Origin of the sequence: Nesterenkonia aurantiaca, from assembly GCF_004364585.1 — a bacterium.
GTDB classification, from domain to species: domain Bacteria; phylum Actinomycetota; class Actinomycetes; order Actinomycetales; family Micrococcaceae; genus Nesterenkonia; species Nesterenkonia aurantiaca.
In genome coordinates this window covers 1-22,952 of sequence record NZ_SOAN01000009.1, presented here as the reverse complement: position 1 = coordinate 22,952, position 22,952 = coordinate 1, and the positions used below count along the sequence as shown (strand labels likewise).

Below are 22,952 nucleotides of genomic sequence, written 5' to 3'. Positions count from 1 at the left end.
GCACCCCAAGCCCAGGGCGCGCCAATTCGTATGCGGTCTGCCGGGTCAGTCTACCGGGGGTCGCTGGGCGCCAGCCCGGTCGGCCCGGAGATGGGTCACGTCGCCGGCGGAGAAGGCCTTGAGCTCGGGCATGCAGGGCTGCCACCCCTGCTCGGCGGTGGCACGCCGGGCTGTGACCTCGACCTGGAGTGCACCCTGGGAGGTCAGCCGCTGCGCGACTCCGCGCTCGGCGCTGCCGTCGGGGAGCTCCACACGGACCTGTTGGCCCAGGGTGCTCAGCACCCGGGACACCATGGTGACCAGCACCTCCGAGACCGTCTCGGGAGCCCGTCGCGCAGCCGCTTCCACGGGGCCCAGGAGATTCGCGAAGCGCTCCAGGAAGCAGCACAGCAGCTCGGTGCGCAGCGCCCCCGGCTCCTGGCTCTCCGGTTCCTGGTCACCAAGTCCCTGGCCACCCGCAGCGAGCCCCGGGTCCAGCCGCCCTGCTGCGCGGCGGCGCAGTTCGATCAGCACCGAGGTGGAGTTCTCGATGGGCAGCTGTTCGGGCGTGAGCAGCACGTTGATCCCGACTCCCAGCACGACGGCGCCCGGCGCGGCGGGGCGACCGGTGACGGCGGAGGCCAGAATCCCGCTGATCTTTTTCTCCGGCCCCTCGGCCTGGGTCACCTGCACGTCATTGGGCCACTTGAGCACCGCGCGCTGGTCCGCGGTGTCGAGTCCGAAGTCCTGGCGCAGCGTGTCCACCAGCGCCCGACCGGCGAGCATCGAGAGCCAGCCCAGATGTTCCACCGCCAGCTGTGGGCGCAGCACGATCGAGGTCGAGAGCGAAGCCCCCTTCGGCGAGCTCCAGGCGCGTCCCAGCCGGCCCCGACCTCCGGTCTGCTCCTCCGCGGTGAGCACCGAAAGGTGCGGCCACGCCGTCGGAACCTGCCGCTGCGGCGGCGTGGCCGACTGCGAGTCCGGCTGCGCGTCCGGCTGCGCGTCCGAGTGCGGGTCCGGCTGCGCCTGCGCCTCGGCGGCGAGTGCTCGAGTCAGCCATTCATTGGTGGAACCGACGGACTCCACCCGTTGGATCCGCGCGTAGGCTCCTCCGGCCTCGCTGAGGAGTCGCCGGGCGAGAAGTGCGTCGTCGAGTGGTGGCAGTGCGGCGGTCATGAGCCCAGGCTAGGCCACCGGTCTTGGGCTCGCCGCGCAGCTTCGGTGCCAGTCGTGGTCGCAGCCGCGGTCGCAGTCGCTGTCGTGGTCGCAGCCGCGGTCGCAGTCTCAGAGGAAGGCGTCGGGGATCAGCTCGGCCTCGGGGTCCACCGCATAGTCGGTGAAGTCCTCGATGCCCAGCTGGCGCAGCACCTGCTCGTCGGTGAGGAAGGCCCCGCTGATCGGGTGCGGCGTCCCATCGGCTCCGGGGGTGTTCACCTGCCCGGAGAGCAGCGCGACAGCGGCGTCAGCCACGATCTCCACGCGACGGGCCCCACGGATCATGGTCTCGCCCTGCTCACCGGCGAGCGCGGCGAGATTGCGGATCGCCGCGGTGTCGATATAGGTGGCGGGCCAGAGCGAGTTCACCGCCACGCCGTCGGGCTCCAGCTCTGCTGCCAGGCCCACGGTGGTCATCGACATTCCGTATTTGGACATCGTGTAGCCCAGGTGCCGGCCGAGCCAGACCGGATCCAGGCCGGCAGAGCTCAGCGCCAGCGGCGGGGAGAGGGTCAGGATCTGCGGGGTGAAACCCGGCTCAGAGCCTGCCGAGGAGGCAGTGTCCGCTGCCGCGCCCTCCGCGGCGGCCTGGTGCTTCGCGGCGCTGGTGCGCAGGTGCGGGGCGGCGGTCTTGGAGAGCAGGAAGGTGCCGCGGACGTTGATGTCGTGCATCAGGTCGTAGCGCTTCATGTCCAGCACCTCGGTGGGCGAGAGATCGATCGCGGAGGCGTTGTTGATGACGATGTCGATCCCGCCGAAGGTCTCCACGGTGCGCTCCACGGCGGCGAGCACATCCTCGTCGCGGCGCACATCGCCGACCACGGCGAGTCCCTGGCCGCCAGCCGCACGGATGTCCTCGACCGCGGTGTGCACGGTGCCGGCGAGCTTCGGGTGCGGGGTGTCGGTCTTGGCCAGCAGCGCCACGTTCGCGCCGCGGGCGGCCAGGGCGACCGCGATGGCGTGTCCGATGCCGCGGGACCCGCCGGAGATCAGGGCGGTCCGCCCCTTGAGGTTCCCGGCGCGCCCGGCCAGTTTGGTGGCTGCGGCCGGTCTGGTAGCCGATGCAGGGTCGGTGGCGGTCGCGGGGTCAGGAGATGTGAACTGGGTCATAGCAGCACCCTACCGGTGAGTAACCACGGGTGGAAGCAGGCAGCTCCGTCCAAGCCTGCAAGTCCGGGCCGGCTTTTTGTAGAGAGTCCACAGCGGAACCACCCTCTGCCGTGGATAGACTGGCCGCTGAATTGTGGACTTCCTCCAGCCTGCGATCGGAAAGGTGCCACCGCGCAGCCATGACGTCAGATCTCACCACCACCGCCGGCAAACTGGCCGACTTCCGCCGGCGACGCGACAAGACCCATGCCCCTGCCGGGGAGGAAGCCGTGGCCAAGCAGCACAGCCGCGGGAAGAACACCGCCCGGGAGCGCATCGACATGCTCCTGGACCCGGACTCCTTCATCGAACTCGACGCCATGGCGGTGCACCGCTCCACCTCCTTCGGGATGGAGACCCGCCACCCGCTGGGCGACGGCCTGGTCTCGGGCTACGGCACCATCGACGGCCGGCTCGTCGCGGTGTACTCCCAGGACTTCACCGTCTTCGGCGGCTCCCTCTCCAAGGTCAACGGCGAGAAGATCGTCAAGGTCCAGGAGTTCGCCGCGCGCAACGGCTGCCCGGTGATCGGGATCAACGACGGCGGCGGCGCGCGCATCCAGGAGGGCGTGTCCTCGCTGGCGATGTTCGCCGACATCTTCCGGAACAACGTCCACGCCTCGGGCGTGGTTCCGCAGATCACCCTGATCATGGGCCCTGCCGCCGGCGGCGCAGCCTACTCCCCAGCGCTGACCGACTTCGTGATCATGGTGGACAAGACCTCGCACATGTTCATCACCGGACCCGACGTCATCAAGTCCGTGACCGGCGAGGACGTCGATATGGAGACCCTGGGCGGAGCGCGCTCACACTCCACGGTCACCGGCACCGCGGCCTATATGGCCTCCGACGAGTCCGACGCCGTGGAGTTCGCCAAGGAGCTGCTGGAGTTCCTGCCGCTGAACAACCTGGCCGAGGCGCCCATCGAGGACCACGAGGAGCGGCCCAAGATCGAGGCCGGGGACGAGGCGTTGAACGCGCTGATCCCAGACTCCTCCTCCGCCCCCTACGACATGCGGATCCTGATCGAGCAGATCCTCGACGAGGGCCATTTCCTGGAGCTGCAGAGCCTCTACGCGCCCAACGTCAGCATCGGCTTCGGCCGGGTGGAGGGCCGCTCGGTCGGGGTCGTGGCGAACCAGCCCACCCAGTTCGCCGGCACCCTGGACATCGCCGCCTCGGAGAAGGCCGCCCGGTTCGTCCGCTTCTGCGACTCCTTCAACATTCCGATCCTGACCCTGGTGGACGTTCCGGGCTTCCTGCCCGGCACCGACCAGGAGTTCAACGGGATCATCCGGCGCGGGGCCAAGCTGCTCTACGCCTACGCCGAGGCCACGGTCCCGAAGATCACGGTGATCACCCGCAAGGCCTTCGGCGGCGCCTACATCGTCATGGGCTCCAAGAAGCTCGGCGCGGATGTGAACCTGGCCTGGCCCACCGCGCAGATCGGCGTGATGGGCGCCCAGGGTGCGGTGAACATCCTCTACCGCCGCGACCTGGCGGCGGTGGAGAAGTCCGGCGGGGACGTGGAGGGCCGTCGCAGGTCCTTGATCGCCGACTATGAGGCCGAGCTGCTCAATCCCTACCAGGCGGCCGAGCTGGGGTACATCGATGCGGTGATCGAACCGGCGGAGACCCGCTGGCAGATCGCCAACGCGCTGCGCGCCACCCAGCACAAGCGTGAGGCGCTGCCGGCCAAGAAGCACGGAAATATTCCGCTCTAGAAGGGCTTCAGACCATGACCCACGCAACTCTGAGCACCGACCCGCTCCCCGAGACCGACGCGGCGGCCATCGACTCGACCGACCCGTTCGGGACGGTGGCGGCGGTCGGTTCCGCGGCGCCCGCCGAGGGCGAGCTGGGCACTGAGAGCCGGCAGGACTCTGAGACCGAGTCGGATTCCGACGCGTCGGATGCCGGCGCTGAGGCGGATCTCGAGGACCCGACGGATCCGGAGGGCTCCGACCTGCAGCTGGCGGGGGGCTCCCTGACCGATGCAGAGCTCGCCGCGGTGACCGCCGTGCTGGGCACCCTCGCCGGATCCTCGGGGCTCGAGCACAGCGGCGCCGGCAGCGCCGGGCCCAGTGACCGCACCCTGCAGCGACGCCGTCGGCTCGGCCTGTGGGGGCGCCCGGGGCCGGACTCCTGGAAGCACGCGGCGGGCCTGCGATGACCCGCCTGATCCTCGGCTCCGCCTCGAGCAGCCGTGCCCGGATCCTGACCCAGGCCGATGTGCGCTTCACCGTGCGCGTCTCCGATGTGGACGAGCCCGCCGCCGTGGCCGCCGCCCAGGAGAAGCTCGGCGACGAGCAGCTCAGTCCGGCCCTGGAGGCCCAGCTGCTGGCCGACCTGAAGGCCGCCGCCGTCGCGAACCTGCCTGGCATCAACAGCCGGCCCTCGGTGATGGTGCTGGGCTGCGACTCGGTCTTCGAGCTCGACGGAGCCAGCTACGGCAAACCCTATGAGGTCGACGTGGCGGTGCAGCGCTGGAAGCAGATGCGCGGACGCACCGGGGTGCTCCACACCGGCCACGCCCTGGTCGACGCCGCCACCGGCGCCCGAGCCCAGCGCACGGTCTCCACCCGGGTCAGCTTCGGGGAGCCCACCGACGCCGAGATCCAGGCCTACGCGGAGTCCGGGGAGCCGCTGACCTGTGCCGGAGGCTTCACCATCGACGGTCGCGGCTCAGCCTTCGTGGACCGCATCGAGGGGGATCACCTCTCCGTCATCGGAGTCTCCCCGGCGGCGCTGCACTCGATGCTCGCCGAACTGGGCCATTCCATCATCGACCTGTGGTCTCCGCCTCCGCGGTGAGCCACACCTGAGACATCCCAGGGGCGGTACTTCCCGCGCCTGCAGACCCACCGATCCAAGGTGGGTGACAGCGAAAGCAGAGAGAGGAACCATGACCGAGTTCACCAAGGTCCTGATCGCCAACCGCGGCGAGATCGCCGTCCGCGTGATCCGAGCCGCCCAGGACGAGGGGCTGGCCGCCGTCGCCGTCTATGCCGACCCGGACCGTGACTCGGTGCATGTGCGCATGGCCGACGAGGCCTACGCCCTCGGCGGTGCCAGCGCCGCCGACAGCTACCTGAGCATCCCCAAGATCCTCGCCGCGGCCCGCGCCACCGGCGCCGACGCCGTGCACCCGGGCTATGGGTTCCTCTCCGAGAACGCCGAGTTCGCCCGGGCCGTGATCGACGCCGGGCTGACCTGGATCGGGCCCCCACCCAAAGCCATCGACACCCTCGGGGACAAGGTCTCCGCGCGGCAGCTGGCCGAACGGGTCGGCGCGCCGCTCGCACCGGGAACCAAGGAACCGGTCAAGGACGCCAAGGAGGTCATGCGCTTCGCCGAGAAGCAGGGGCTGCCGCTGGCCATCAAGGCCGCCTACGGCGGCGGCGGACGCGGCATCAAGGTGGTCCGCGAACGTGACGAGATCGCCGAGCTCTTCGAATCCGCGGTACGTGAGGCGGTCTCCGCCTTCGGCCGCGGCGAATGCTTCATCGAACGCTTCCTTGACTCCCCGCGCCACGTCGAGACCCAGTGCCTGGCGGACGAGCACGGCAACGTCGTCGTGATCTCGACGCGTGATTGCTCGCTGCAGCGGCGCAACCAGAAGCTCGTCGAGGAGGCTCCGGCGCCGTTCCTGACCCGGGCGCAGAACCGGCAGCTCTACCGAGCCTCGAAGGCCATCATGCGCGAGGCCGGTTATGTCGGCGCCGGCACCTGCGAGTTCCTGATCGGTCAGGACGGCACCATCAGCTTCCTGGAGGTCAACACCCGGCTGCAGGTCGAGCACCCGGTCTCCGAGGAGGTCACCGGAATCGACCTGGTCCGGGAACAGTTCCGGATCGCCCGCGGCGAGCGCCTGGGCTACGAGGACCCCGAGATTCGCGGACACAGCATCGAGTTCCGGATCAACGGCGAGGATCCGGGCCGGAACTTCATGCCCGCACCGGGCACCCTGGAGACCTTCGACCTGCCGCACGGACCCGGGGTCCGAGTGGACTCCGGCGTACACGCCGGGGAGACCATCTCCGGGGCCTTCGACTCGATGATCGCGAAGGTCATCATCACCGGGGCCACCCGGGAGCAGGCGCTGCGCCGGGCCCGGCGTGCGCTGAAGGAGATGAAGATCGAGGGCATGCCCACGGTGCTGCCCTTCCACCGCGCGGTGCTCGAAGACCCGGCCTTCGCGCCTGAGCTGGCTCCGGCCGCCCAGCCCGCCTCCGCAACCGGTGCCACGGCAGGCTCCGGCAGCCCGGTCTCCCAGGCCGCCGAGCGGCTGGCTCGACGCCGGGCGCCCGCCCCGGAGAGCTTCCATGTGCACACGCGGTGGATCGAGACCGAGTTCAACAACCAGATCCCGCCGTACAACGCGCTGATGGCGCACCCGGCCCATGACCACGAGGAGCCGCGCGAGTCGGTGGTCATGGAGGTCAACGGCAAGCGCATCACCGTGAACCTGCCCGCCGCCCTGGCCGGCGGCAAGCTCGGCGGCAAGCCCGCCGGGGGCAAGAAGCGGCGCAAGGCGCGCAGCAGCTCCGCCGCTGCGGTCTCAGGTGATGACCTGACCTCACCGATGCAGGGCACGATCGTGAAGGTCGCCGCGAAGGACGGCTCCAAGGTTGCCGAAGGGGACCTGGTTCTGGTGCTGGAGGCGATGAAGATGGAACAGCCGATCACGGCGCATAAGGCCGGTCGGCTCAAGGGGCTCAAGGCCAAGGCCGGGTCCACCGTGACCGCTGGCCAGGTCGTGGCGAGCATCGTCGACTGAGCCTCCCCCGCGCCCGTCCGAACCGCCCCCGCGCCCGTACCGCGCCCGCGATCCGTCCCGCCCCGCGATCCGTCCCATGTCTTTGCCATGTCCCATCGCTATTTCCGTCCAAAGCGATGGGACATGGCATAGGGATGCGACAGCCGCGGGAGAGGGTTCGGAGAGGCCGCGGGAGACGCTGCGGGAAAGGACGCCGGAGTCCGAGCCGGAGTAGGACGCGCCGCGCGGCCCCGCCGCTAGCGCTGCCGCGCGGCGACCAGCTCGCGGACCCTGCTGTAGAGCGGATCCTCCGACCGCAGCCCGGTGACCTCGGTGGTCAGTGCGTCGGAGTCGAGCTCGGTCAGCAGCTTCTGCAGCTGCTGGGTCTGCTCATCGGCAGCGGACTCGAAGTACAGTGCGGCCTCCACGACGGCGAGCAGCCCCGCCACGCTCAGACCGCGTTCCTCGGCCTCCGCCGCAGGACCGACGAGCCGTTCGTTCCGGGAGAGCTTGCGCAGCGGCTGCCGGCCCACCCGGTCCACGGTGTCGGGCAGCTCCGGATTGCGGAAGCGCTCCAGGATGGTCTCACGGTAGGCCGCCATCTCCTCGGCCGCGAAGCCGTGCTTGGCCACCAGCAGTGCCGAGGTCTCCTCCAGAGCCGCCCGGACTCCGGCGAGGACGGTCTCATCGGCCAGCGCCTCGGCGATCTTGCTGCGCCCCGCACGGAAGCCCAGGTACGCCGCGGCGGCATGCCCGGTGTTCACGGTGAAGAGCTTGCGCTCGATATAGGGCCCGAGGTGCTCCACGAAGTGAGCTCCCGGGATGTTGGGCCGGTCGGCACCGAAGGGACCGGCCTCGATGGCCCATTCATAGAACGGCTCCACGGTGACGTCGACTCCCCCGGCGGCGGGCTGTCCTGGGACGATCCGGTCCACCGCGGTGTTGGCGAAGACCGCCCGGGCGGAGAGCTGCTCCCACTGGTCCCCGGCGAGCTCCTGCACGTGCCCGCGCAGGGTATCGGTGGCGCCCAGCGCGTTCTCACAGGCCATCACCTGCAGCGGCTTGGCCTCGGCGGGACGCTGCAGCAGCCCGGCGAGGATATGCGGGGCGATGAACTTCAAGATCGCAGGGCCCACCGCGGTGGTGACCACATCAGCCGAGGCCACCTCGGCGGCCACCGCCTGGGGGTTCTCCGCGCTGTTGATGGCCCGGAAGTTCGTGACCTCCCGGTCCACGCCTCCGGCTCCGACCTCATGGACGGTGTAGCTGCCCGCGGCCGTGAGCGCGTCCACCAGGGGTGCGGCGACGTCGGAGAAGACCACCTCGTAGCCTCCCTCGTGCAGCAGGGTACCTACGAAGCCTCGACCGATGTTTCCAGCGCCGAAATGGACTGCCAGCATGTTGACTCCCGAAGATTGAGTGCTCAGATTCATGTCGTGTGTACAGATGCGAAGGGGGTGCGCCCCCGGGTGACCCGGCGTGACGCACCCCTTCGGCTCAGCTGGTGCTCGCAGGCACCTGTGTCAACGGCCTCAGCTCGCGTTGACCGCCGAGAGCAGCTCCAGCAGCTCCTCCTCGGAGGAAGCCCGCTTGAGCTTGGCGACCTCGGCGTCGTCGGAGAAGAGCTCCGCGATCCTGGAGAGGATCTCCAGGTGCTCGTCGCCGACCCCGGCGATGCCGATCACGAAGGTGACCTTCTCCCCGGACCAGTCCACGCCGCCGTCGTAGCGGGTCACCGACAGGGCCGAGGCCAGAATCGCTGACTTCGCGTCGTTGGTGCCGTGCGGGATGGCCAGCTCGTTGCCCATGTAGGTGGAGACCGTGGCCTCGCGCTCCTTCATGGCCGAGAGGTACTCCCCGGTGACCGCGCCGGCCGCGCCGAGGATCTCGGCGGCTTCGGTGAGCGCCTCGTCCTGGCTGGCGGAGCCGGAGTGGATCCGGACCTGTGAGCGGGTGAGGATCTGTGCCTCGCTGCGCACCCGGGTGTCCGTGGCGACGCCCCCGGCGGAGGACTCGCCTGAGTCCGCGGTGTCATCGGCGTCGGACCCTGAGGCCTTCGCCTCGCTCTCGCGGATCAGCGTGACGACGTCGTCGTACTCCGGGGCGTTCATGAAGCTGTCCACGGAGACGTGCACCGCTTGAGGCTCCTTGGCTCGTGCTCGATCTGTGAGCTGCTGCTGGGTGATGACCAGGTCAGCGTTGCCCGGCAGCGAGGCGACGGCCTTGTTGGTGACCGTGACGCCCTCGATGCCAGCGCCGATGATCTTCTTGCGCAGCACCGAGGCGCCCATGGCGGAGGAGCCCATTCCGGCGTCGCAGGCGAAGATCACGTTGGTGATCTTCTGCGCCGGGACCTGAGTCGCAGCGGAGAGGTTCGCCAGATGCGAGGAGGACTTGCCCTTATTGGCCTCGGTCTTGGCCACCGCGGCGGAGAAGCTGTCCACAGCCATCTCGAGGTCGCGCTTGCGACTGGAGAGCAGGATCGCCGAGGCGACGGCGAAGGTCACACCTGCGGAGAGGATCACGGAGAGGATGACACCCACGTAGGAGTCCGATGCCGTCTGCAGCAGCACCGCGAAGATGGAACCTGGCGCAGCCGGGGCGCGCAGGCCAGCGTCGAAGACCATGTTGGTACCCACGCCGGTGGCGCCGCCCGCGACGACTGCCAGCAGCAGCGCGGGCTTCATCAGCACGTAGGGGAAGTAGACCTCGTGGATGCCGCCGAGGAACTGGATCAGGATCGCGCCCGGAGCCGTGGCCCGCGCGACGCCGGTGCCGAAGACCGTGAAGGCCAGCAGCACACCCAGGCCTGGACCGGGGTTCGCCTCGAGCAGGAACAGGATCGACTTGCCGTTCTCGGCGGCATCGGCGATGCCCAGCGGGGTCAGTACGCCGTGGTTGATGGCGTTGTTCAGGAAGAAGACCTTAGCCGGTTCGATGATGACCGAGGTCAGCGGCAGCAGGTTCGTCTCGATGAGCCACCGCACCGCGTTGCCCATGACCTCCATGAACGCATTGATCACCGGGGCGAGCCAGTAGAAGCCAGCGAGCGCGAGCAGGAATCCGCCGATGCCGGCGGAGAACATGTTGACCAGCATCTCGAAGCCGGATTTGATCTTGCCCTCCCAGAGGGCGTCGAGTGCCTTGATCGCGTAGGCGCCCAGTGGGCCCATGATCATCGCTCCGATGAACATGTGCACCTCACCCAGTTCGTCAGCGCCTTCCGCGAGGCCGGCGTTGAACTGCGCGACGATGAAGTCGGAGCCGGCGATGACACCCATGGTGGCGATCGCGCCGACCACGGCGCCGCGGGTCTCGTAGATCATCCGTCCGCCCTGCATGGCGATCAGGATCGGCAGCAGGTAGTGGATCATCGGTCCGACGATCATGGCCAGACCCTCGTTCGGGAACGGACCGACGTCGATGAACAGCGCGGTGATGATGCCCCAGGCGATCAGCGCCGGGATGTTGGGCATGATCATGCCCGATAGGAATGAGCCGAATCGCTGGACGGCCACACGTGCGCCGCCCCGATCCTTCGTCTCAGCTGACACCGTTGTCATGACGGAGCCTCTTTCTTATGGTGACGCCCCTTGTGGTGCGTCCAAGGTGGTGGCCCCTCTGCTGAGGGACCAGATAGGAGTGATTCAGCGGGTGGTTCAGGACTTCTGCGCCGCCCCCTGCGCGGCTTCCCGTGCCTGCGCAGCGGTGGCGGCGGTCAGCGCGGCGGCTGCGATGCTGCGCGCCTGCTCCAAGGTGTGCAGCTTCAGCTCGGCGCGCACCTCGGCGAGCGCGGCCGGAGACATGGAGAGCGTGTTCACGCCGAGCCCGACCAGGACGACGGCGAGCAGCGGGTCCGCGGCGGCCTCGCCACAGACTCCGACCGGCTTCTCCGAGGCGATTCCCGCCGCGCCGACCTGGCGGATGAGCCGCAGCACCGCGGGGTGCCAGGGATCCTGCAGAGACGCCACGGAACCGAGCAGCCGGTCGGCCGCCATCGTGTACTGGGTCAGGTCGTTGGTGCCGATCGAGGCGAAGTCGGTGCGCGAGAGCAGCTCATCGGCCATCAGCGCGATGGAGGGAACCTCCACCATGACCCCTGCGGTGGCCAGACCGTGCTCCTTGGCCAGGGCGGTGAACGCCTCGGCCTCCTCCACGGTGGAGACCATCGGAGCCATCACCCAGACATCGGCCTCGGTGTTCTCCTGGGCCTGGGCCAGGGCCGTGAGCTGGTCGCGAAGGATCTGCTCATTGGCCATCAGTGCGCGCAGTCCGCGCAGGCCCAGTGCCGGGTTCTCCTCAGGTGCGTCGTTGAGGAAGCTCAGCGGCTTGTCAGCACCGGCGTCGAGGGCTCGGACCACGACCTTCTGGCCCGGGAAGGCCTCGAGCACCGACTGGTAGGCCTCGCGCTGCTCTTCCACCGAGGGCGCCTCGTCGGCGCTGAGGAACAGGAACTCGGTCCGGAAGAGCCCCACGCCTTCGGCGCCCAGCGCCACGGCCTTCTCGGTGCTCTTGGCGGAACCGAGGTTCGCCAGCAGCGGCACCGCGGTGCCATCTGCCAGGGCGCCGGGGGTGATCGGCGCCGCGGCCTGTGCCGCATGTGCCGCGCGGCGGGCCTGGGCCTCGTCGAGCTGATCCTGGGTGGGATCGGTGATCACGGTGCCTGATTCGGCGTCGACGATCACCTGCTGGCCCTCGGTGAGGCTCCCGGCCTCGGCGACACCGACGATGGCGGTGATGGACTTCTCGCGCGCCAGGATCGCGGTGTGCGAGGTGGGACCGCCCTGGATGGTCACCAGGGCCTGGACCTGGTCCAGGTTCAGCAGCGCGGTGTCCGCCGGGGCCAGGTCCTCGGCCACCAGGATGAACGGGTGGCCGGGGTCTGGCACGCCGGGGGCGGGGAGCCCGCGCAGGCTGGCGATCACTCGCTGGGAGACGTCGGAGAGGTCTGAGGCGCGCTCGCCGAGATAGCCGCCGAGCTCCTCGAGCGTGGCGCGGAACTCGGCGAAGGCCTCGTGCACGGCGTACTCGCCGGTCTTGCCCGCCTGCAGCCGGGTCGCGACCGCGTCATGCAGTGTGGGGTCCTGGGCCATCATGGCCTGGGCCTCGAGCACATCGCGTGCCATGCCACCGGCGGTGCGACCGCGGGCTTCGAGCTCGGCGGCCACCTCGGCGACCGCCACCTGCACACGCTGCGTCTCAGCCTCGGTGCTGAGCGCGGAGGCTTCATCGGCAGGTGCTGGCGGAGGAGGGGACATCCGGGCCACGGGCCCCGCGGCGATGCCCCTTCCAACGCCGATTCCGGAGAGCTCCGGCATCAGGAGGCCTCGTCGTGGTCGGTGGTGAGGAACTGCTCCAGGCTGTCCAGGGTCTGCTCCTCGTTCTCGCCCTCGGCGGTGAGCAGCACCTGGTCATTGCGCTCCACGCCCAGCGAGAGCACGCCGAGGATGCTGGCCGCGTTCACGGACTTCTCGCCCTTGGCGATCGTCACCTGGGCGCCGGAGGCCTGGGCGGCCTCGACGAACAGCTTGGCCGGACGAGCGTGCAGTCCCTGGGAGGAGGCGACGGTGACAGTGCGAGTGGAGCTCATGAGAGTCCCTTTCGGGTTGATGCGGCGGCAGCCGCGTCGGGCATGGGGAAGACCTCGAGGATCAGCGCCAGAGCGCTGGTGCCCTCGAGGTCGGTGTAGATGTCTTCAGGAAGGAGCCTCACCACGGTGCCTGCCGGCGCGGTGAGTCCTCGGATGTCCTCCAACGAGTCCGCGAGGTGCGGGCCGAGCAGGATCAGATCAGCGGAGTCGAGATCATGGAGCAGGGAGGCCTGATTCCCGGCGCGCACCGCGTAGGGGACGCCGGAGCGGCGCATCGCCAGCTTCAGGCGCTGCGCCACGAAGGTGCTGGACGCACCAGCACCGCAGACCACCAGGATCTCCATTGATCACACTCTCCTTCCTCATCGATTGTGCAGTGATTCAGGGCACACTGCACCGGTCTGGGGCTGAGAGTTCTTTCCGCTGGGGAGGAAAAACCGGTGCCTCGAGATGGCCGCCCGGTAAGGTTTGAGCGTGGACCGGATGAGCAAGCGCCAGGAGCAGCTGATCAATCTGCTCCTGCGTGAGCCCGGGTGGATCACCGCCGGCTCGCTGGCTGACCTGCTCGGCGTCACCCCGCGCAGCGTCCGGTCCTATATCGCGCAGCTCAATGCACGCGCCCCCGCTGGCGCCCCTGCGGCGGATTCACAGACGGCTCCGATCGAATCCGGGCCCGCGGGATACCGAGCGGACCGGGCCGCGCTTGCGGCGCTGCGCAGCGACTCCGGTCGCGCATCGACCCGGGACCGGCTCCACGGCTTGGTGCGCGAGCTGCTCGAGGCGCAGAACGGGGTCGATCTGCGCCGCACTGCCGAACGGCTCTACGTCTCCGTGGCCACAGTGGAGGCCGATCTGGTGCGGGTCCGCGAGCTGCTCGTGGGCACCGGCAACACCGTCCAACGCTCAGGCTCGCGTGCGCTGCTGGTCGGCGATGAGCTGGCCCGGCGCCGGCTGGTCTCGAAGCTCGCGCACGAGGAGATGGAGCACGGTTCCTTCGACGGCGAGGGCCTGCGCCGCGCGGCAGGGCTGGGGTCGCTGGAGGCGGAGGCCTTCGGTCCGTTCAAGCGCGAGCTGGCGACGCAGCTGGCCGAGCAGGGTTACTACGTCAACGAGTTCGCCTCCACGGACGTGGTTCTGCATGTGGCGATCGCAGCAGATCGTGTCAGTCACGGCCACCCCTTGGCGGGCACCCACCTCGAGCCCAGCGCCCAGCAGGAGCGGCTGGCCGGCGTCGTCGGGAAGCTGGCCTCGGCGCATTTCGGAGTGAGTCTGGGGCAGGGCGACCTGCAGCATCTGGCCTCGTTGGTGCTGACCCGGGTGGTCGCCTCGGACGGCAGCGCCGGCACCGAGGTGCCGCTGGACGCCGAGGTGGAACGGGCGGTGATCCGCGCCGTGGGCCACGCCGCGGAGGAGTATCTGGTGGACATCGCTCACGAGGACTTCATCCGTCGGCTGAGCCTGCACGTGCAGAACCTGGTCCACCGGGCACGGGAGCAGGCGTTCTCCCGCAATCCGCTGACCAAGTCGCTGAAGTCCACCTATCCGATGATCTTCCAGGTCGCGGTCTCCATCGCCAGCGATGTGTCAGAACAGCTGGACGTGCTGATCCGCGAGGATGAGATCGCCTATATCGCCATGCATGTGGGCGGCCGGCTGGAGCGCAGCCGCCGCACCGAGGCCGCGCTGACCGCGACCATCGTGTGTCCCGGCTACTACGAGCTGCATGACCTGCTGCGCTCGCGGCTCGATGAATCCCTCGGTCCGGGCATCGAGGTCACCGCGGTGGAGACCCGGACCGATCCAGACTGGGCCGGAATGGACACCGATCTGGTGCTGACCACGATCGAACCGCCGGTGCCCGATGAGCGCACCGTGCAGCTGGCCCCGTTCATCACCGACGCGGATATCCAGCGCATCGCCGCGGTGGCCTCGAAGCGGCGCCGCACCCGGCGGCTCACCCGGCTGCGCGGAGAGCTTGAGCGATATTTCAGCCCCGACGCCTTCATCCGCCCGCTGAAGGCCAAGGATGAAGAGGACGCGATCCGCCAGCTCAGCGCCCCGCTGCTCGCGCAGGGCATCATCGACGAGGACTATGTGCGCGGCACCATCGAGCGCGAACGCCTCTCCTCCACCGCCTTCACCGAATCGCTCGCGGTCCCCCACGCGCTGACCATGACCGCTCGGCGCACCGCGCTCTCCATCGGGATCGCCGAGGGCTCGATCCGCTGGGGCGAAGGACGGATCCAGGTCGTGGCCCTGGCGGCGTTCTCCGAGTCCGAGCGCGATGCGTTCCAGACCGTCTTCGAACAGCTCGTCGAGGTGCTCAGCGAACGCGACTCGCTGCAGCGGATCCTGCGCCGAGGCACCGACTTCGGCGGATTCCTCGACGAGCTGGTCGCGGTCATCGACGGCTGACCAGGCTCTTCAGGCTCGGCCGGCTCGACGGCTGACCCGGCTCTTCGGCTCCTGGGGCTCGTCCAGCTCGGCCGACCGAGTCTCATGAGCAGCGCCGCTGCCCTGGACGCAGAACTGCCCCGCCCCCCCGGCTCATCAGTCGGGGACGGGGCAGCTGGAGCCGGTGCGACTACTTGGCGGCCTCGGTGTAGAGCGACTTCTTCGAGGTCTCCGGGGCCAGGATCAGCGCGATCAGGGTCAGCACGCCCAGGCCGGCCAGGTAGAGCCCGACCGCGCCGACGCCGTAGGCCTGGACCAGCCAGGCCGCCACGAAGGGGGTCAGAGCCGCGCCCAGGATCGAGGCGGCGTTGTAGGCCACACCCGATCCGGTGTAGCGGGTGTTCGTGGGGAACAGCTCCGGCAGCACCGCGGACATCGGGCCGAAGGTGAGCCCCATCAGGGTCATGCCGACGGCGAGGAAGGCCAGCATCTGCCAGACGTTGAGGTCCTCGCCGGTGCCCATAGAGTCCGCGGAGAGCCAGTAGCGGAAGCTCAGTCCGAAGGCCATGATCGCCAAGGTGACCACGATCAGCATCGGGCGGCGGCCGAAGCGGTCGGCCAGTCGGCCGGCCACCGGTACGAAGATCGCGAAGAAGGTGATCGCGACGATCTGCAGCACCAGGAAGTCCTGGTACCCGTAGCTCAGCCCGCCGACCTCGGCGTTGCCGATGGCGTAGGAGAGCACCCAGGTGGTCATCAGGTAGAACAGCCCGTAGGTGGCCAGCATGATGAAGGTGCCCAGGACGATCTCCCACCAGTTGCGCCGGAAGACCTCCCCGATGGGGGCCTTGACCCGCTCATTGCCGGCCATGGCCTTGGCGAAGACCGGGGTCTCCTCGATCCGCAGCCGGACATAGAGCCCGACGGCGACCATGACCACCGAGAGCAGGAATGGCAGGCGCCAGCCCCAGACCAGGAACGGGTCGTCGAGGTCGCGTGCCGTGGAATCGTAGGCGAACAGGGTGGCCAGCAGCAGGAAGAGGCCGTTGGCGAGCATGAAGCCGAAGGGGGCACCCAGCTGCGGCCACATGGCCGCCTGCGCACGCTTGCCCGGCCGGGCGGTCTCGGAGGCCAGCAGCGCGGCACCGGACCATTCTCCGCCCAGGCCCAGGCCCTGGCAGAAGCGCAGGATGGTCAGCATCGCCGGCGCCCAGAGCCCGACCTGGTGATAGGTGGGCAGCGCGCCGATCAGGAAGGTGGCGATGCCCATGGTCAGCAGTGCGCCGACCAAGGTGGCCTTGCGACCGACCTTGTCCCCATAGTGGCCGAAGATGATCGCACCCAGCGGCCGCGCCACGAACGCCGCCCCGAAGGTGGCCATCGAGGCCAGCAGCGCGGAGCCTTCATCGCCGTAGAAGAAGAGCAGCGGGAAGATCGAGACGGCCGCGGTGGCGTAGATATAGAAGTCGTAGAACTCGATCGTGGTCCCGATCAGCGAGGCCATGATGATCCGGCGGCGCGGCACGGTGAGGTTCTCATCGGCCACGTCGTCGACTTTTCGTTTCGAGGCGCCGGGCGCTGAGGGGTCAACAGAGGTAGACATTGCTGGGCATCTCCACAGAAGGGTTGATGGTGAGCGGCACCGAGTGCGGCGCAGACCCAAAATGATAGGGCGAGGCCCCGAGGGTGCTGTACCCGGGTCGATGCCGTCTCATCAGCTGAGACTGAAGTGGGCGGCCTCCGGAGCCCAATCCGAATCACTCCACAGACCACCCGTCTGATGTGAAGCTGCAACGATCTCATCGGGCCTATGCTCGTACGTCAGTCTTGGCGACTCTATCGTCCGATTTCGGCGTGGCGTCGATGCCACTCGTCCCCGCTGCGGAGTCGCGCGTCTGTGGGGAACTCAGGTGCGAATCCCCTGATTGCCAACCCGTCGTCGCAGGAAAACGCTTGTGACGGCGGCCGTCAAAGACTCGGCACGCAGCGCACGCATGGATCCTCCAAAGCTTCCGACAGGCCCACGGGGAGACATCGGCTTCGACCCTATAAGGGCATGCACACCGGGTTCTCGACCATATTAAATGCAACAAAGAACCAGCAAGGAAATTTCCAGAAAAGCTGGTTAGAAGCTATTGGCTGATATAGAATTCAATGCGATCGATTAGTGCTTCCAGGCCGATCTCAAATTCATTCTTGGAGTGATCCTCACTCAGAGCTGCCTTCAAACGCATCACCACTGGGACTGCACTGCGGTCGAGGTCGGCATCCCCTTCAGGAACAATTGCGTTTCCCTCATCCAGGGGAACCTCTACGGAGGAGACCTCAGCGCCGCGGACGATTGATTCCAACAGCAGGTGCCCCAGCAGGAAGCTGCTGATTATTCGGTAGGTGTGAACTGCGGCAGAGTCGCTGAAACCATGGTCGATGAGCGCGCGAAGGAAGCCTTCTACCAGGGAGAGGCTGCGCAGTGGGGGTCGAAGCCACGGTGCCGCAGGATGGCGGGTCGCGACAAGCGGGAAGACCAGAGGGTGCTCGACCGCGATCTGGCGAACCTGATGGGCAAATGTCTGAAGGTACCCCTGCCATGTTTCACTGAGCTGCTTGTCGAGATCGTCTTCCAGACCTTGCAACAGTTCAGCGACGACGCTCTCGAGCAGGTCTTCACGCCCTGAGACGTGCCTATACAGCGCCATTGCCTCCACATCGAGGCTGGCACCGAGGGCGCGCATCGTCAGCTTTTGTGCACCATGAGTGTCGATGTACGACAGGGCCGACCTCACAACCAATTCACGGCTGAGCCCAGGTCGCGCCTTGCCTGAACCTTCGGCGTCGGCTGTCCGATCCATTTGCATTTACCCCGCTACCTGATAGGTGACTTCCTCAGAAGACGCCCAGCTGGTGAACGCTTCTGCGTGCGCTCATCCATGGTACTCCGGCGGAGTTTCTTCACAGTTTCAGTCGAGCTCCTCGCTGCAGCAGCATGCCCAGGATCGAAGGTCTTGGACATCACCTCGAATACCCAAGCCAGGAGCGATCACACGTGGACCCCAGGCGGGCCGGGCCGCCTTGCCCGGCGCAGCGTGCACCCGCGCACCCCTGTCCCACCGGCAGCGATCATGGGGCCCTGGTGAGGCATCAGCGGCGCAACGCGGCGTGCTGCCACATGGCCCTCCGATTCCGTCCGGCCGGCTATTGCTCGGAGCTGTGTTTACAGTGTAATCTCCACATCAGGCTGAAGCCCCGAAGTCGCGGCGACGACGCGAGGACGGGTGTTTGCCTGCTACGAATGCGTCACTCGGGGCCGGGAGCACTCTCGAGCACCTACAGGCACGGTTGGCGCGATGAAATAGACGGTGCAGTTGATTCCAGCAATTATTTAACTCGAATCAATTGGCATATAAATGTTCTTTTAGAAAATCTTGACCCCCGAAGCTCGGGGGCATGGGAAGGCGAGTGAATGACCATGGTCAACAGCAACTTCGACATCGACTCGATCGAGAACGCAGATGTATATGACAGTGAGGGAGCCAAGGTTGGCTCCGTCGGTCAGGTCTACGTGGATAGTCAGACACAAGAACCCGAGTTCGTCACCGTAAATATCGGCCTCTTTGGTACCAAAGAGACCTTCATCCCCTTCGGCGCGACCGACCACTCCCCCGAAGGCCTCAGGGTGCCGTTCACCAAGGCCTACATCAAGGATGCTCCCAACATCGACGTTGACGGACACCTCAGTGTTGAAGAGGAGCAGCGTCTCTGGGACTACTACAGCTCTGCTCGCGACACCGGACGCCACGGGGTAGACACCGGCGGTCCCGATGTTGACACCGATACCGCAGATGCCGACAACATGGTCGCCCATGAGGAGCGGCTGAAGATCGGCACCGAGCAGCGCGAGGCAGGCCAGGTGCGCCTGCGCAAGCGGGTTCGCACCGAGAACCAGAGCATTGAGGTGCCCGTCCAGCGCGAAGAGCTCGTCGTTGAGCGGGAGAAGGTCGACCCGAACTCCGCCGATGCGAGCTCTGCAGGCACGATCGATGATGCGGGTCGCGAGGATGAAGTCGTGACGCTGCGCGAGGAACGCCCCGTGGTCGACAAAGAGACCGTGGCCACGGAGAAGGTCAATGTCGGCAAACGGACTGTCCAGGACACCGAAACCGTCTCCGGCGAGGTCCGCAAGGAAGAGATCGACGTTGAAGGCGACTCTAAGCCCGGTGCGAAGCGGTGAGCGACGTCTCTGCAGCTGGCGCATTCAGAGCCTGACGTCTGGCGCCAACCGGGGGTCGGGTCTGAGGGTCCGACCCCTGGGAGGTGCCATCAAGAACAGGCCCCCGGTGCCAGCAGGTCGATCGCACAGGATGCAGGATCTTCTGCTGATCGGGACATCCGTGATGGCCGGTTCTTAGGCCCGATCCATCTACCGGTCCTACGGCACGGGGCAGCTTGATCTTCGAATGTCAGCAGCCACGAGGTTGCACGTCGATTCACATGCAAAGGGAACACATCATGAGTCACCCCGCGAAACCGTCCGAACCTACAGTTCCTGAGTTGATGACCCGCCTCTCAGAACAGACCTCACGATTGGTCCGCGACGAGGTGCGACTCGCCCAGGCGGAGTTGACCGCGAAGGCTAGACAGGGCGGGATCGGTGCTGGGTTCCTCGGCGTCGGAGGCATCCTGGCATGGTTTGGTGTCGGTGCTCTGATCACCACATCCATCCTGGGGCTCGCGTTGATTCTGCCGGCGTGGGCAGCCGCACTCATCGTCACGGCTGTCCTCTTCATCGCCGCCGCCATTACGGCCCTGCTCGGCAAGAAAAGACTGGAAGAGCTTTCACCGGCGCCCGAACGGACAATCACCAACGTCAAGCTAGACGTTGCCGAGGTCAAGGAACACACCCGCCATGACACCCGCTGATCGCAAGAATCCTCAGGGGCCCCGCCTGACTACAGGCACGAAGAACGCCACCGCTGTTCAGTCAGAGCCTGGGAAGGGAGCTTCCAAAGATGAGATCGAGGCCGACCTTATGCGCACTCGGCGCGAGCTCGGTGAGACTGTCGGGGCTCTGGCCGAGAAACTCGATGTGAAATCCCAGGCCCGGGAACAGATCAACGTGACGAAGGACCGCATAGCCGAGCAGTCGAGCGAAGCACGCCAGCACGCCGCCAGATTCATCGGGCGCGTGGATCGGTGCAGGCGCTCTCGCCGTGACCGCAGCCCTCCTCCTAGCCAGCCGGGCTCGTCGGTGAGGTGCTTCTCGCGGCTGCTGTTCGAGGAGCGCTCTTCGCCTGTGTCAAAGCCCTCGTAGATCGCGGTGGAGCTCGGACGTTTCAGCGGCTCACCAGAGAGTGGCCGGGCGACTAGACCCAGACCGCCACCATGTCCCGGAGCTCGTGCTCCCTACACACTCGGAGAAAGGCCCGTCTCATGTCTCACAGCTCCCGCGACAATACCCAGAGTGATCCGGCGGACGCTCCTCACCCGGAGGACGAACGCAAGCCTGACTCTCCGGCTGAGATCACCAAACCTACGTGGAAGTACATCCTCAGGACCACGATCCGCGAGTTCTCCGCGGACGGTTGCACCGATCTGGCCGCCGGCCTCACCTACCGCACTGTCCTTTCCATCTTCCCGGCACTGATCGCCGTGGTTTCGGTGTTGAGTCTGTTCGGGCAGGGCGGGGGAACCGTCACCGCGGTCCTTGATCAGGCGGAGGGCATCGTTCCCTCCGATACGTGGGGCACAGTCCGGCCTGCCTTGGAGTCTGTCCTGACAGCCCCTGCTCCGGGGCTCGGGCTCATCCTCGGATTGCTGGCCGCGTTGTGGTCGGCCTCCAGCTACGTGAAGGCCTTCGGCCGGGTGATGAACGTCATCCACGAGGTTCCTGAAGGTCGTGGTGGGATCAAGCTCAATGTGCAGATGTATCTCCTGACAGCGCTGATCCTGGTCCTGGGAGCGGTTGCCCTGCTGATCCTGGTCCTGTCGGGACCGGTTGCAGAAGCAGTGGGAAGCGCGATCGGGCTTGGCTCGACGGCGGTCACGGTGTGGAGTATCGCCCAATGGTTCGTCCTGGCGTTCGTCGTCGTGTCCGTAGTTGCTCTGCTCTACTACGCAACTCCCAACGTGCAGCAACCGAAGTTCCGCTGGGTGAGTGTCGGGGCCCTCATCGCCATCGTGGTCGCGGTCCTGGCCTCTGTGGGCTTCTTCTTCTATGTGTCCAACTTCGGCAACTACAACGCCACCTATGGAGCGCTGGCCGGGGTCATCATCTTGTTGCTGTGGATATACATCGTCAATGCGATCCTGCTCTTCGGCGCCGAGGTTGACAGCGAAGTCGAGCGCGGCCGTGAGCTCCAGGCTGGAATGCCCGCAGAGGAGAACCTCCAGCTGCCAGCCCGAGACACCAAGGCCAGCGACAAGAAGGCGAAGAAGCATCAGGAGGATGTCGGGCGCGCACGCAATCTGCGCAGATCTGCCGGCCGCAGCCAAGACGAACCAGCAGTTGGCACGGACGAGGCTGTCCGGCGCTGAGGTGTCGGGCGTCACCCGTCTAGTTGATCTCCAGACTCTCTTTTCAACCTCGGTTCGTCGCGAATCCGAGGACACGACGAAAGGCAATCATGCTAAACCCACACAGCACCCCTAATAACAATCTCGGCGGAGAGGACGCATCACGAGCCAAGGCGTTCCCGACGCCTCCGTCGACCTCACCCGGGAGGGAGACGGATCCGGCAGCGAACGATCTCCCACTGGGGACCATGCCGATCTCCGGGCAGCAACAGCACTCGGAGCGTTCCGGCTCCGGGTCTGATTCCACATCTGGTTCCACCTCCGATTCTGCGTCTCAGGACCAGAAGAAGTCGGATCAGGCCAAATCAGAGGCACAAGATGTCGCCGGCGACGCCAAGGATGCCGGACGGGCAGTCAAGGACACGGCGGCCCAGGAAGCCGCAGGGGTCAAGGACGACGCCGTGCGCGAGGCCAAGCGCCTGGGCAGTGAAGCGGGCACCATGCTCGAGTCCCAGGCGTCTGAACAGCTGGATCGCGCAGCCGGCACGGTGCGCACCTTCAGCGACGACGTCGCCCGCATCGCTCGCGGCGAGAAGCCTGAGCCCGGGGTTGCGAAAGACCTCGTGGACCAGCTGAACTCACGGGCCGAGGCCACCGCCAGCTGGCTCGAGGACCATGACCCCAAGGAGGTCCTCCAGGAGGTCCAGAGCTTCGCGCGTCGTCGTCCGGTGGCGTTCCTGGCCATCGCAGCCGGTGTCGGTTTCGCCGCCGGCCGGCTGACCCGTGGACTCAAGCAGCACCACGCCGATGACGCAGGCGCTGTCGCAACCGGGCCTGCTGCCGGTGACGCCGACCCAGGCACTGCCCCGGCCTATGAAACCGGTCCCACCAGTCCCTCCCCGGGTTACACCAGCGACACTGATCCCTTCGCCGGCGGTGCTGGCCGATGAGCAGCTATGCCCGTCGCCCCACTGACCCAGAACCCACATCGGGGACAGATCCCACGCCTAGGTGGGAGCGCAGAGCCGAAAAGGAATCATTGGGTTCGCTCATGTCCAACGTCAGCAGTGACCTCTCCACCCTGATCCGGCAGGAGATCGCCCTCGCCAAGGCCGAACTGCGCGAGACCGCGAAGAACGCCGGAAAGGGTGCCGGCATGTTCGGCGGTGCCGGCATCGCCGGGCACTTCGTGCTGCTCTTCCTCTCCATCGCCCTCTGGGCCGCTCTGGGCGCCACCGCGATCGGCACCGCCTGGTCAGCCGTCATCGTCGCCGCGATCTGGGCGATCATCGCCGCGGTCCTGGCGGTGCTCGGGAAGAAGAACCTTGAACAGGCCCAGGGCGCCCCGCACACGAC

Annotated in this window: 20 protein-coding genes and 1 pseudogene; 12 read left to right on the top strand and 9 right to left on the bottom strand. The window is 67.2% G+C overall.

The annotated features are described in order from the left end of the window. Positions 1-45: 45 nt before the first annotated feature. Both EV640_RS11305 and EV640_RS11300 read right to left on the bottom strand, forming a co-directional pair. Positions 46-1,155, bottom strand: a complete 1,110-nt coding sequence (locus EV640_RS11305) for a biotin--[acetyl-CoA-carboxylase] ligase (protein WP_133726472.1) — start codon at positions 1,153-1,155, stop codon at positions 46-48. Positions 1,156-1,263: 108 nt separating this feature from the next. After that, the gene (locus tag EV640_RS11300) at positions 1,264-2,304 is read right to left on the bottom strand and encodes an SDR family oxidoreductase (protein WP_036473301.1); all 1,041 of its coding nucleotides are present in this window, start codon (positions 2,302-2,304) and stop codon (positions 1,264-1,266) included. A gap of 179 nt (positions 2,305-2,483) precedes the next feature. Here EV640_RS11300 and EV640_RS11295 point away from each other — a divergent pair, with 179 nt between their 5' ends. The 4 genes from EV640_RS11295 (at position 2,484) to EV640_RS11280 (ending at position 7,123) form a co-directional block, all read left to right on the top strand. Further along, entirely contained in the window at positions 2,484-4,067 is a 1,584-nt protein-coding gene (locus EV640_RS11295; protein ID WP_133726471.1) for an acyl-CoA carboxylase subunit beta, read from the top strand. 14 nt (positions 4,068-4,081) lie between these two features. Next, complete coding sequence (locus EV640_RS11290; RefSeq protein ID WP_133726470.1) at positions 4,082-4,516, top strand: acyl-CoA carboxylase epsilon subunit; 435 nt, start codon at positions 4,082-4,084, stop codon at positions 4,514-4,516. Then, positions 4,513-5,157 (top strand): Maf family protein, encoded by a 645-nt coding sequence (locus tag EV640_RS11285; RefSeq protein WP_036473299.1) that lies wholly within the window; start codon positions 4,513-4,515, stop codon positions 5,155-5,157. Before EV640_RS11290 ends, EV640_RS11285 begins: the two co-directional genes overlap by 4 nt. A 91-nt stretch (positions 5,158-5,248) precedes the next feature. Beyond that, positions 5,249-7,123: an ATP-binding protein gene (locus tag EV640_RS11280; RefSeq protein ID WP_133726469.1), complete on the top strand. Its 1,875-nt coding sequence runs from the start codon at positions 5,249-5,251 to the stop codon at positions 7,121-7,123. Positions 7,124-7,359: 236 nt separating this feature from the next. On the opposite strand, the gene EV640_RS11275 is transcribed toward EV640_RS11280, so the two are convergent. From EV640_RS11275 to EV640_RS11255, 5 genes are all read right to left on the bottom strand, one after another. Beyond that, complete coding sequence (locus EV640_RS11275; RefSeq protein WP_133726468.1) at positions 7,360-8,502, bottom strand: mannitol-1-phosphate 5-dehydrogenase; 1,143 nt, start codon at positions 8,500-8,502, stop codon at positions 7,360-7,362. A gap of 132 nt (positions 8,503-8,634) precedes the next feature. Continuing rightward, a complete protein-coding gene (locus EV640_RS11270; protein WP_133726467.1) occupies positions 8,635-10,665 on the bottom strand; it encodes a PTS mannitol transporter subunit IICBA in 2,031 nt (676 codons plus the stop codon). A 96-nt stretch (positions 10,666-10,761) separates the two neighbouring features. Beyond that, positions 10,762-12,420: a phosphoenolpyruvate--protein phosphotransferase gene (gene ptsP, locus EV640_RS11265; protein ID WP_036473296.1), complete on the bottom strand. Its 1,659-nt coding sequence runs from the start codon at positions 12,418-12,420 to the stop codon at positions 10,762-10,764. After that, a complete protein-coding gene (locus EV640_RS11260; protein WP_133726466.1) occupies positions 12,420-12,692 on the bottom strand; it encodes an HPr family phosphocarrier protein in 273 nt (90 codons plus the stop codon). Before EV640_RS11260 ends, ptsP begins: the two co-directional genes overlap by 1 nt. After that, positions 12,689-13,036: a PTS sugar transporter subunit IIB gene (locus EV640_RS11255; protein WP_051500783.1), complete on the bottom strand. Its 348-nt coding sequence runs from the start codon at positions 13,034-13,036 to the stop codon at positions 12,689-12,691. The genes EV640_RS11260 and EV640_RS11255 overlap by 4 nt, the downstream gene beginning before the upstream one ends. A gap of 139 nt (positions 13,037-13,175) precedes the next feature. Between EV640_RS11255 and EV640_RS11250 the strand changes: the two genes are divergently transcribed. Then, positions 13,176-15,107 carry a BglG family transcription antiterminator gene (locus EV640_RS11250; protein WP_036473561.1) on the top strand — a complete coding sequence of 644 codons (1,932 nt, stop codon included), beginning with the start codon at positions 13,176-13,178 and terminating at the stop codon, positions 15,105-15,107. A gap of 169 nt (positions 15,108-15,276) precedes the next feature. On the opposite strand, the gene EV640_RS11245 is transcribed toward EV640_RS11250, so the two are convergent. Both EV640_RS11245 and EV640_RS11240 read right to left on the bottom strand, forming a co-directional pair. Further along, on the bottom strand, positions 15,277-16,689 hold the full coding sequence (locus tag EV640_RS11245; RefSeq protein ID WP_133726465.1) for an MFS transporter: 1,413 nt from the start codon (positions 16,687-16,689) through the stop codon (positions 15,277-15,279). A gap of 529 nt (positions 16,690-17,218) precedes the next feature. Beyond that, entirely contained in the window at positions 17,219-17,935 is a 717-nt protein-coding gene (locus tag EV640_RS11240) for a TetR/AcrR family transcriptional regulator C-terminal domain-containing protein (RefSeq protein WP_133726464.1), read from the bottom strand. A 611-nt stretch (positions 17,936-18,546) separates the two neighbouring features. On the opposite strand from EV640_RS11240, the gene EV640_RS11235 reads away from it, so the two are divergent. The 7 genes and pseudogenes from EV640_RS11235 to EV640_RS11205 form a co-directional block, all read left to right on the top strand. Further along, a complete protein-coding gene (locus EV640_RS11235; RefSeq protein ID WP_243832307.1) occupies positions 18,547-19,314 on the top strand; it encodes a PRC and DUF2382 domain-containing protein in 768 nt (255 codons plus the stop codon). A gap of 323 nt (positions 19,315-19,637) precedes the next feature. Beyond that, positions 19,638-20,003: a phage holin family protein gene (locus EV640_RS11230; RefSeq protein ID WP_243832306.1), complete on the top strand. Its 366-nt coding sequence runs from the start codon at positions 19,638-19,640 to the stop codon at positions 20,001-20,003. Next, positions 19,990-20,202, top strand: a pseudogene (locus EV640_RS13975) (DUF3618 domain-containing protein); the annotation flags it as partial. The gene EV640_RS11230 and the pseudogene EV640_RS13975, both read left to right, overlap by 14 nt. Before the next feature lie 134 nt (positions 20,203-20,336). Continuing rightward, the gene (locus EV640_RS13890; RefSeq protein ID WP_084479294.1) at positions 20,337-20,450 is read left to right on the top strand and encodes a DUF4235 domain-containing protein; all 114 of its coding nucleotides are present in this window, start codon (positions 20,337-20,339) and stop codon (positions 20,448-20,450) included. Positions 20,451-20,513: 63 nt separating this feature from the next. Continuing rightward, positions 20,514-21,617, top strand: coding sequence for a YihY/virulence factor BrkB family protein (locus tag EV640_RS11215; protein WP_133726462.1), 1,104 nt, complete (start codon positions 20,514-20,516; stop codon positions 21,615-21,617). Between the two features lie 227 nt (positions 21,618-21,844). Next, entirely contained in the window at positions 21,845-22,546 is a 702-nt protein-coding gene (locus EV640_RS11210; RefSeq protein WP_133726461.1) for a hypothetical protein, read from the top strand. Positions 22,547-22,647: 101 nt separating this feature from the next. Continuing rightward, a partial coding sequence (locus tag EV640_RS11205) for a phage holin family protein (protein ID WP_243832305.1) occupies positions 22,648-22,952 on the top strand: 305 nt, incomplete at its 3' end.

Excerpts from the sequence above, each read along its gene's own strand:
- EV640_RS11305 (WP_133726472.1), bottom strand. The coding sequence starts at position 1,155 with ATGACCGCCGCACTGCCACCACTCGACGACGCACTTCTCGCCCGGCGA.
- EV640_RS11300 (WP_036473301.1), bottom strand. The coding sequence starts at position 2,304 with ATGACCCAGTTCACATCTCCTGACCCCGCGACCGCCACCGACCCTGCA.
- EV640_RS11295 (WP_133726471.1), top strand. The coding sequence starts at position 2,484 with ATGACGTCAGATCTCACCACCACCGCCGGCAAACTGGCCGACTTCCGC.
- EV640_RS11290 (WP_133726470.1), top strand. The coding sequence starts at position 4,082 with ATGACCCACGCAACTCTGAGCACCGACCCGCTCCCCGAGACCGACGCG.
- EV640_RS11285 (WP_036473299.1), top strand. The coding sequence starts at position 4,513 with ATGACCCGCCTGATCCTCGGCTCCGCCTCGAGCAGCCGTGCCCGGATC.
- EV640_RS11280 (WP_133726469.1), top strand. The coding sequence starts at position 5,249 with ATGACCGAGTTCACCAAGGTCCTGATCGCCAACCGCGGCGAGATCGCC.
- EV640_RS11275 (WP_133726468.1), bottom strand. The coding sequence starts at position 8,502 with ATGCTGGCAGTCCATTTCGGCGCTGGAAACATCGGTCGAGGCTTCGTA.
- EV640_RS11270 (WP_133726467.1), bottom strand. The coding sequence starts at position 10,665 with ATGACAACGGTGTCAGCTGAGACGAAGGATCGGGGCGGCGCACGTGTG.
- ptsP (WP_036473296.1), bottom strand. The coding sequence starts at position 12,420 with ATGCCGGAGCTCTCCGGAATCGGCGTTGGAAGGGGCATCGCCGCGGGG.
- EV640_RS11260 (WP_133726466.1), bottom strand. The coding sequence starts at position 12,692 with ATGAGCTCCACTCGCACTGTCACCGTCGCCTCCTCCCAGGGACTGCAC.
- EV640_RS11255 (WP_051500783.1), bottom strand. The coding sequence starts at position 13,036 with ATGGAGATCCTGGTGGTCTGCGGTGCTGGTGCGTCCAGCACCTTCGTG.
- EV640_RS11250 (WP_036473561.1), top strand. The coding sequence starts at position 13,176 with ATGAGCAAGCGCCAGGAGCAGCTGATCAATCTGCTCCTGCGTGAGCCC.
- EV640_RS11245 (WP_133726465.1), bottom strand. The coding sequence starts at position 16,689 with ATGTCTACCTCTGTTGACCCCTCAGCGCCCGGCGCCTCGAAACGAAAA.
- EV640_RS11240 (WP_133726464.1), bottom strand. The coding sequence starts at position 17,935 with ATGGATCGGACAGCCGACGCCGAAGGTTCAGGCAAGGCGCGACCTGGG.
- EV640_RS11235 (WP_243832307.1), top strand. The coding sequence starts at position 18,547 with ATGACCATGGTCAACAGCAACTTCGACATCGACTCGATCGAGAACGCA.
- EV640_RS11230 (WP_243832306.1), top strand. The coding sequence starts at position 19,638 with ATGACCCGCCTCTCAGAACAGACCTCACGATTGGTCCGCGACGAGGTG.
- EV640_RS11215 (WP_133726462.1), top strand. The coding sequence starts at position 20,514 with ATGTCTCACAGCTCCCGCGACAATACCCAGAGTGATCCGGCGGACGCT.
- EV640_RS11210 (WP_133726461.1), top strand. The coding sequence starts at position 21,845 with ATGCCGATCTCCGGGCAGCAACAGCACTCGGAGCGTTCCGGCTCCGGG.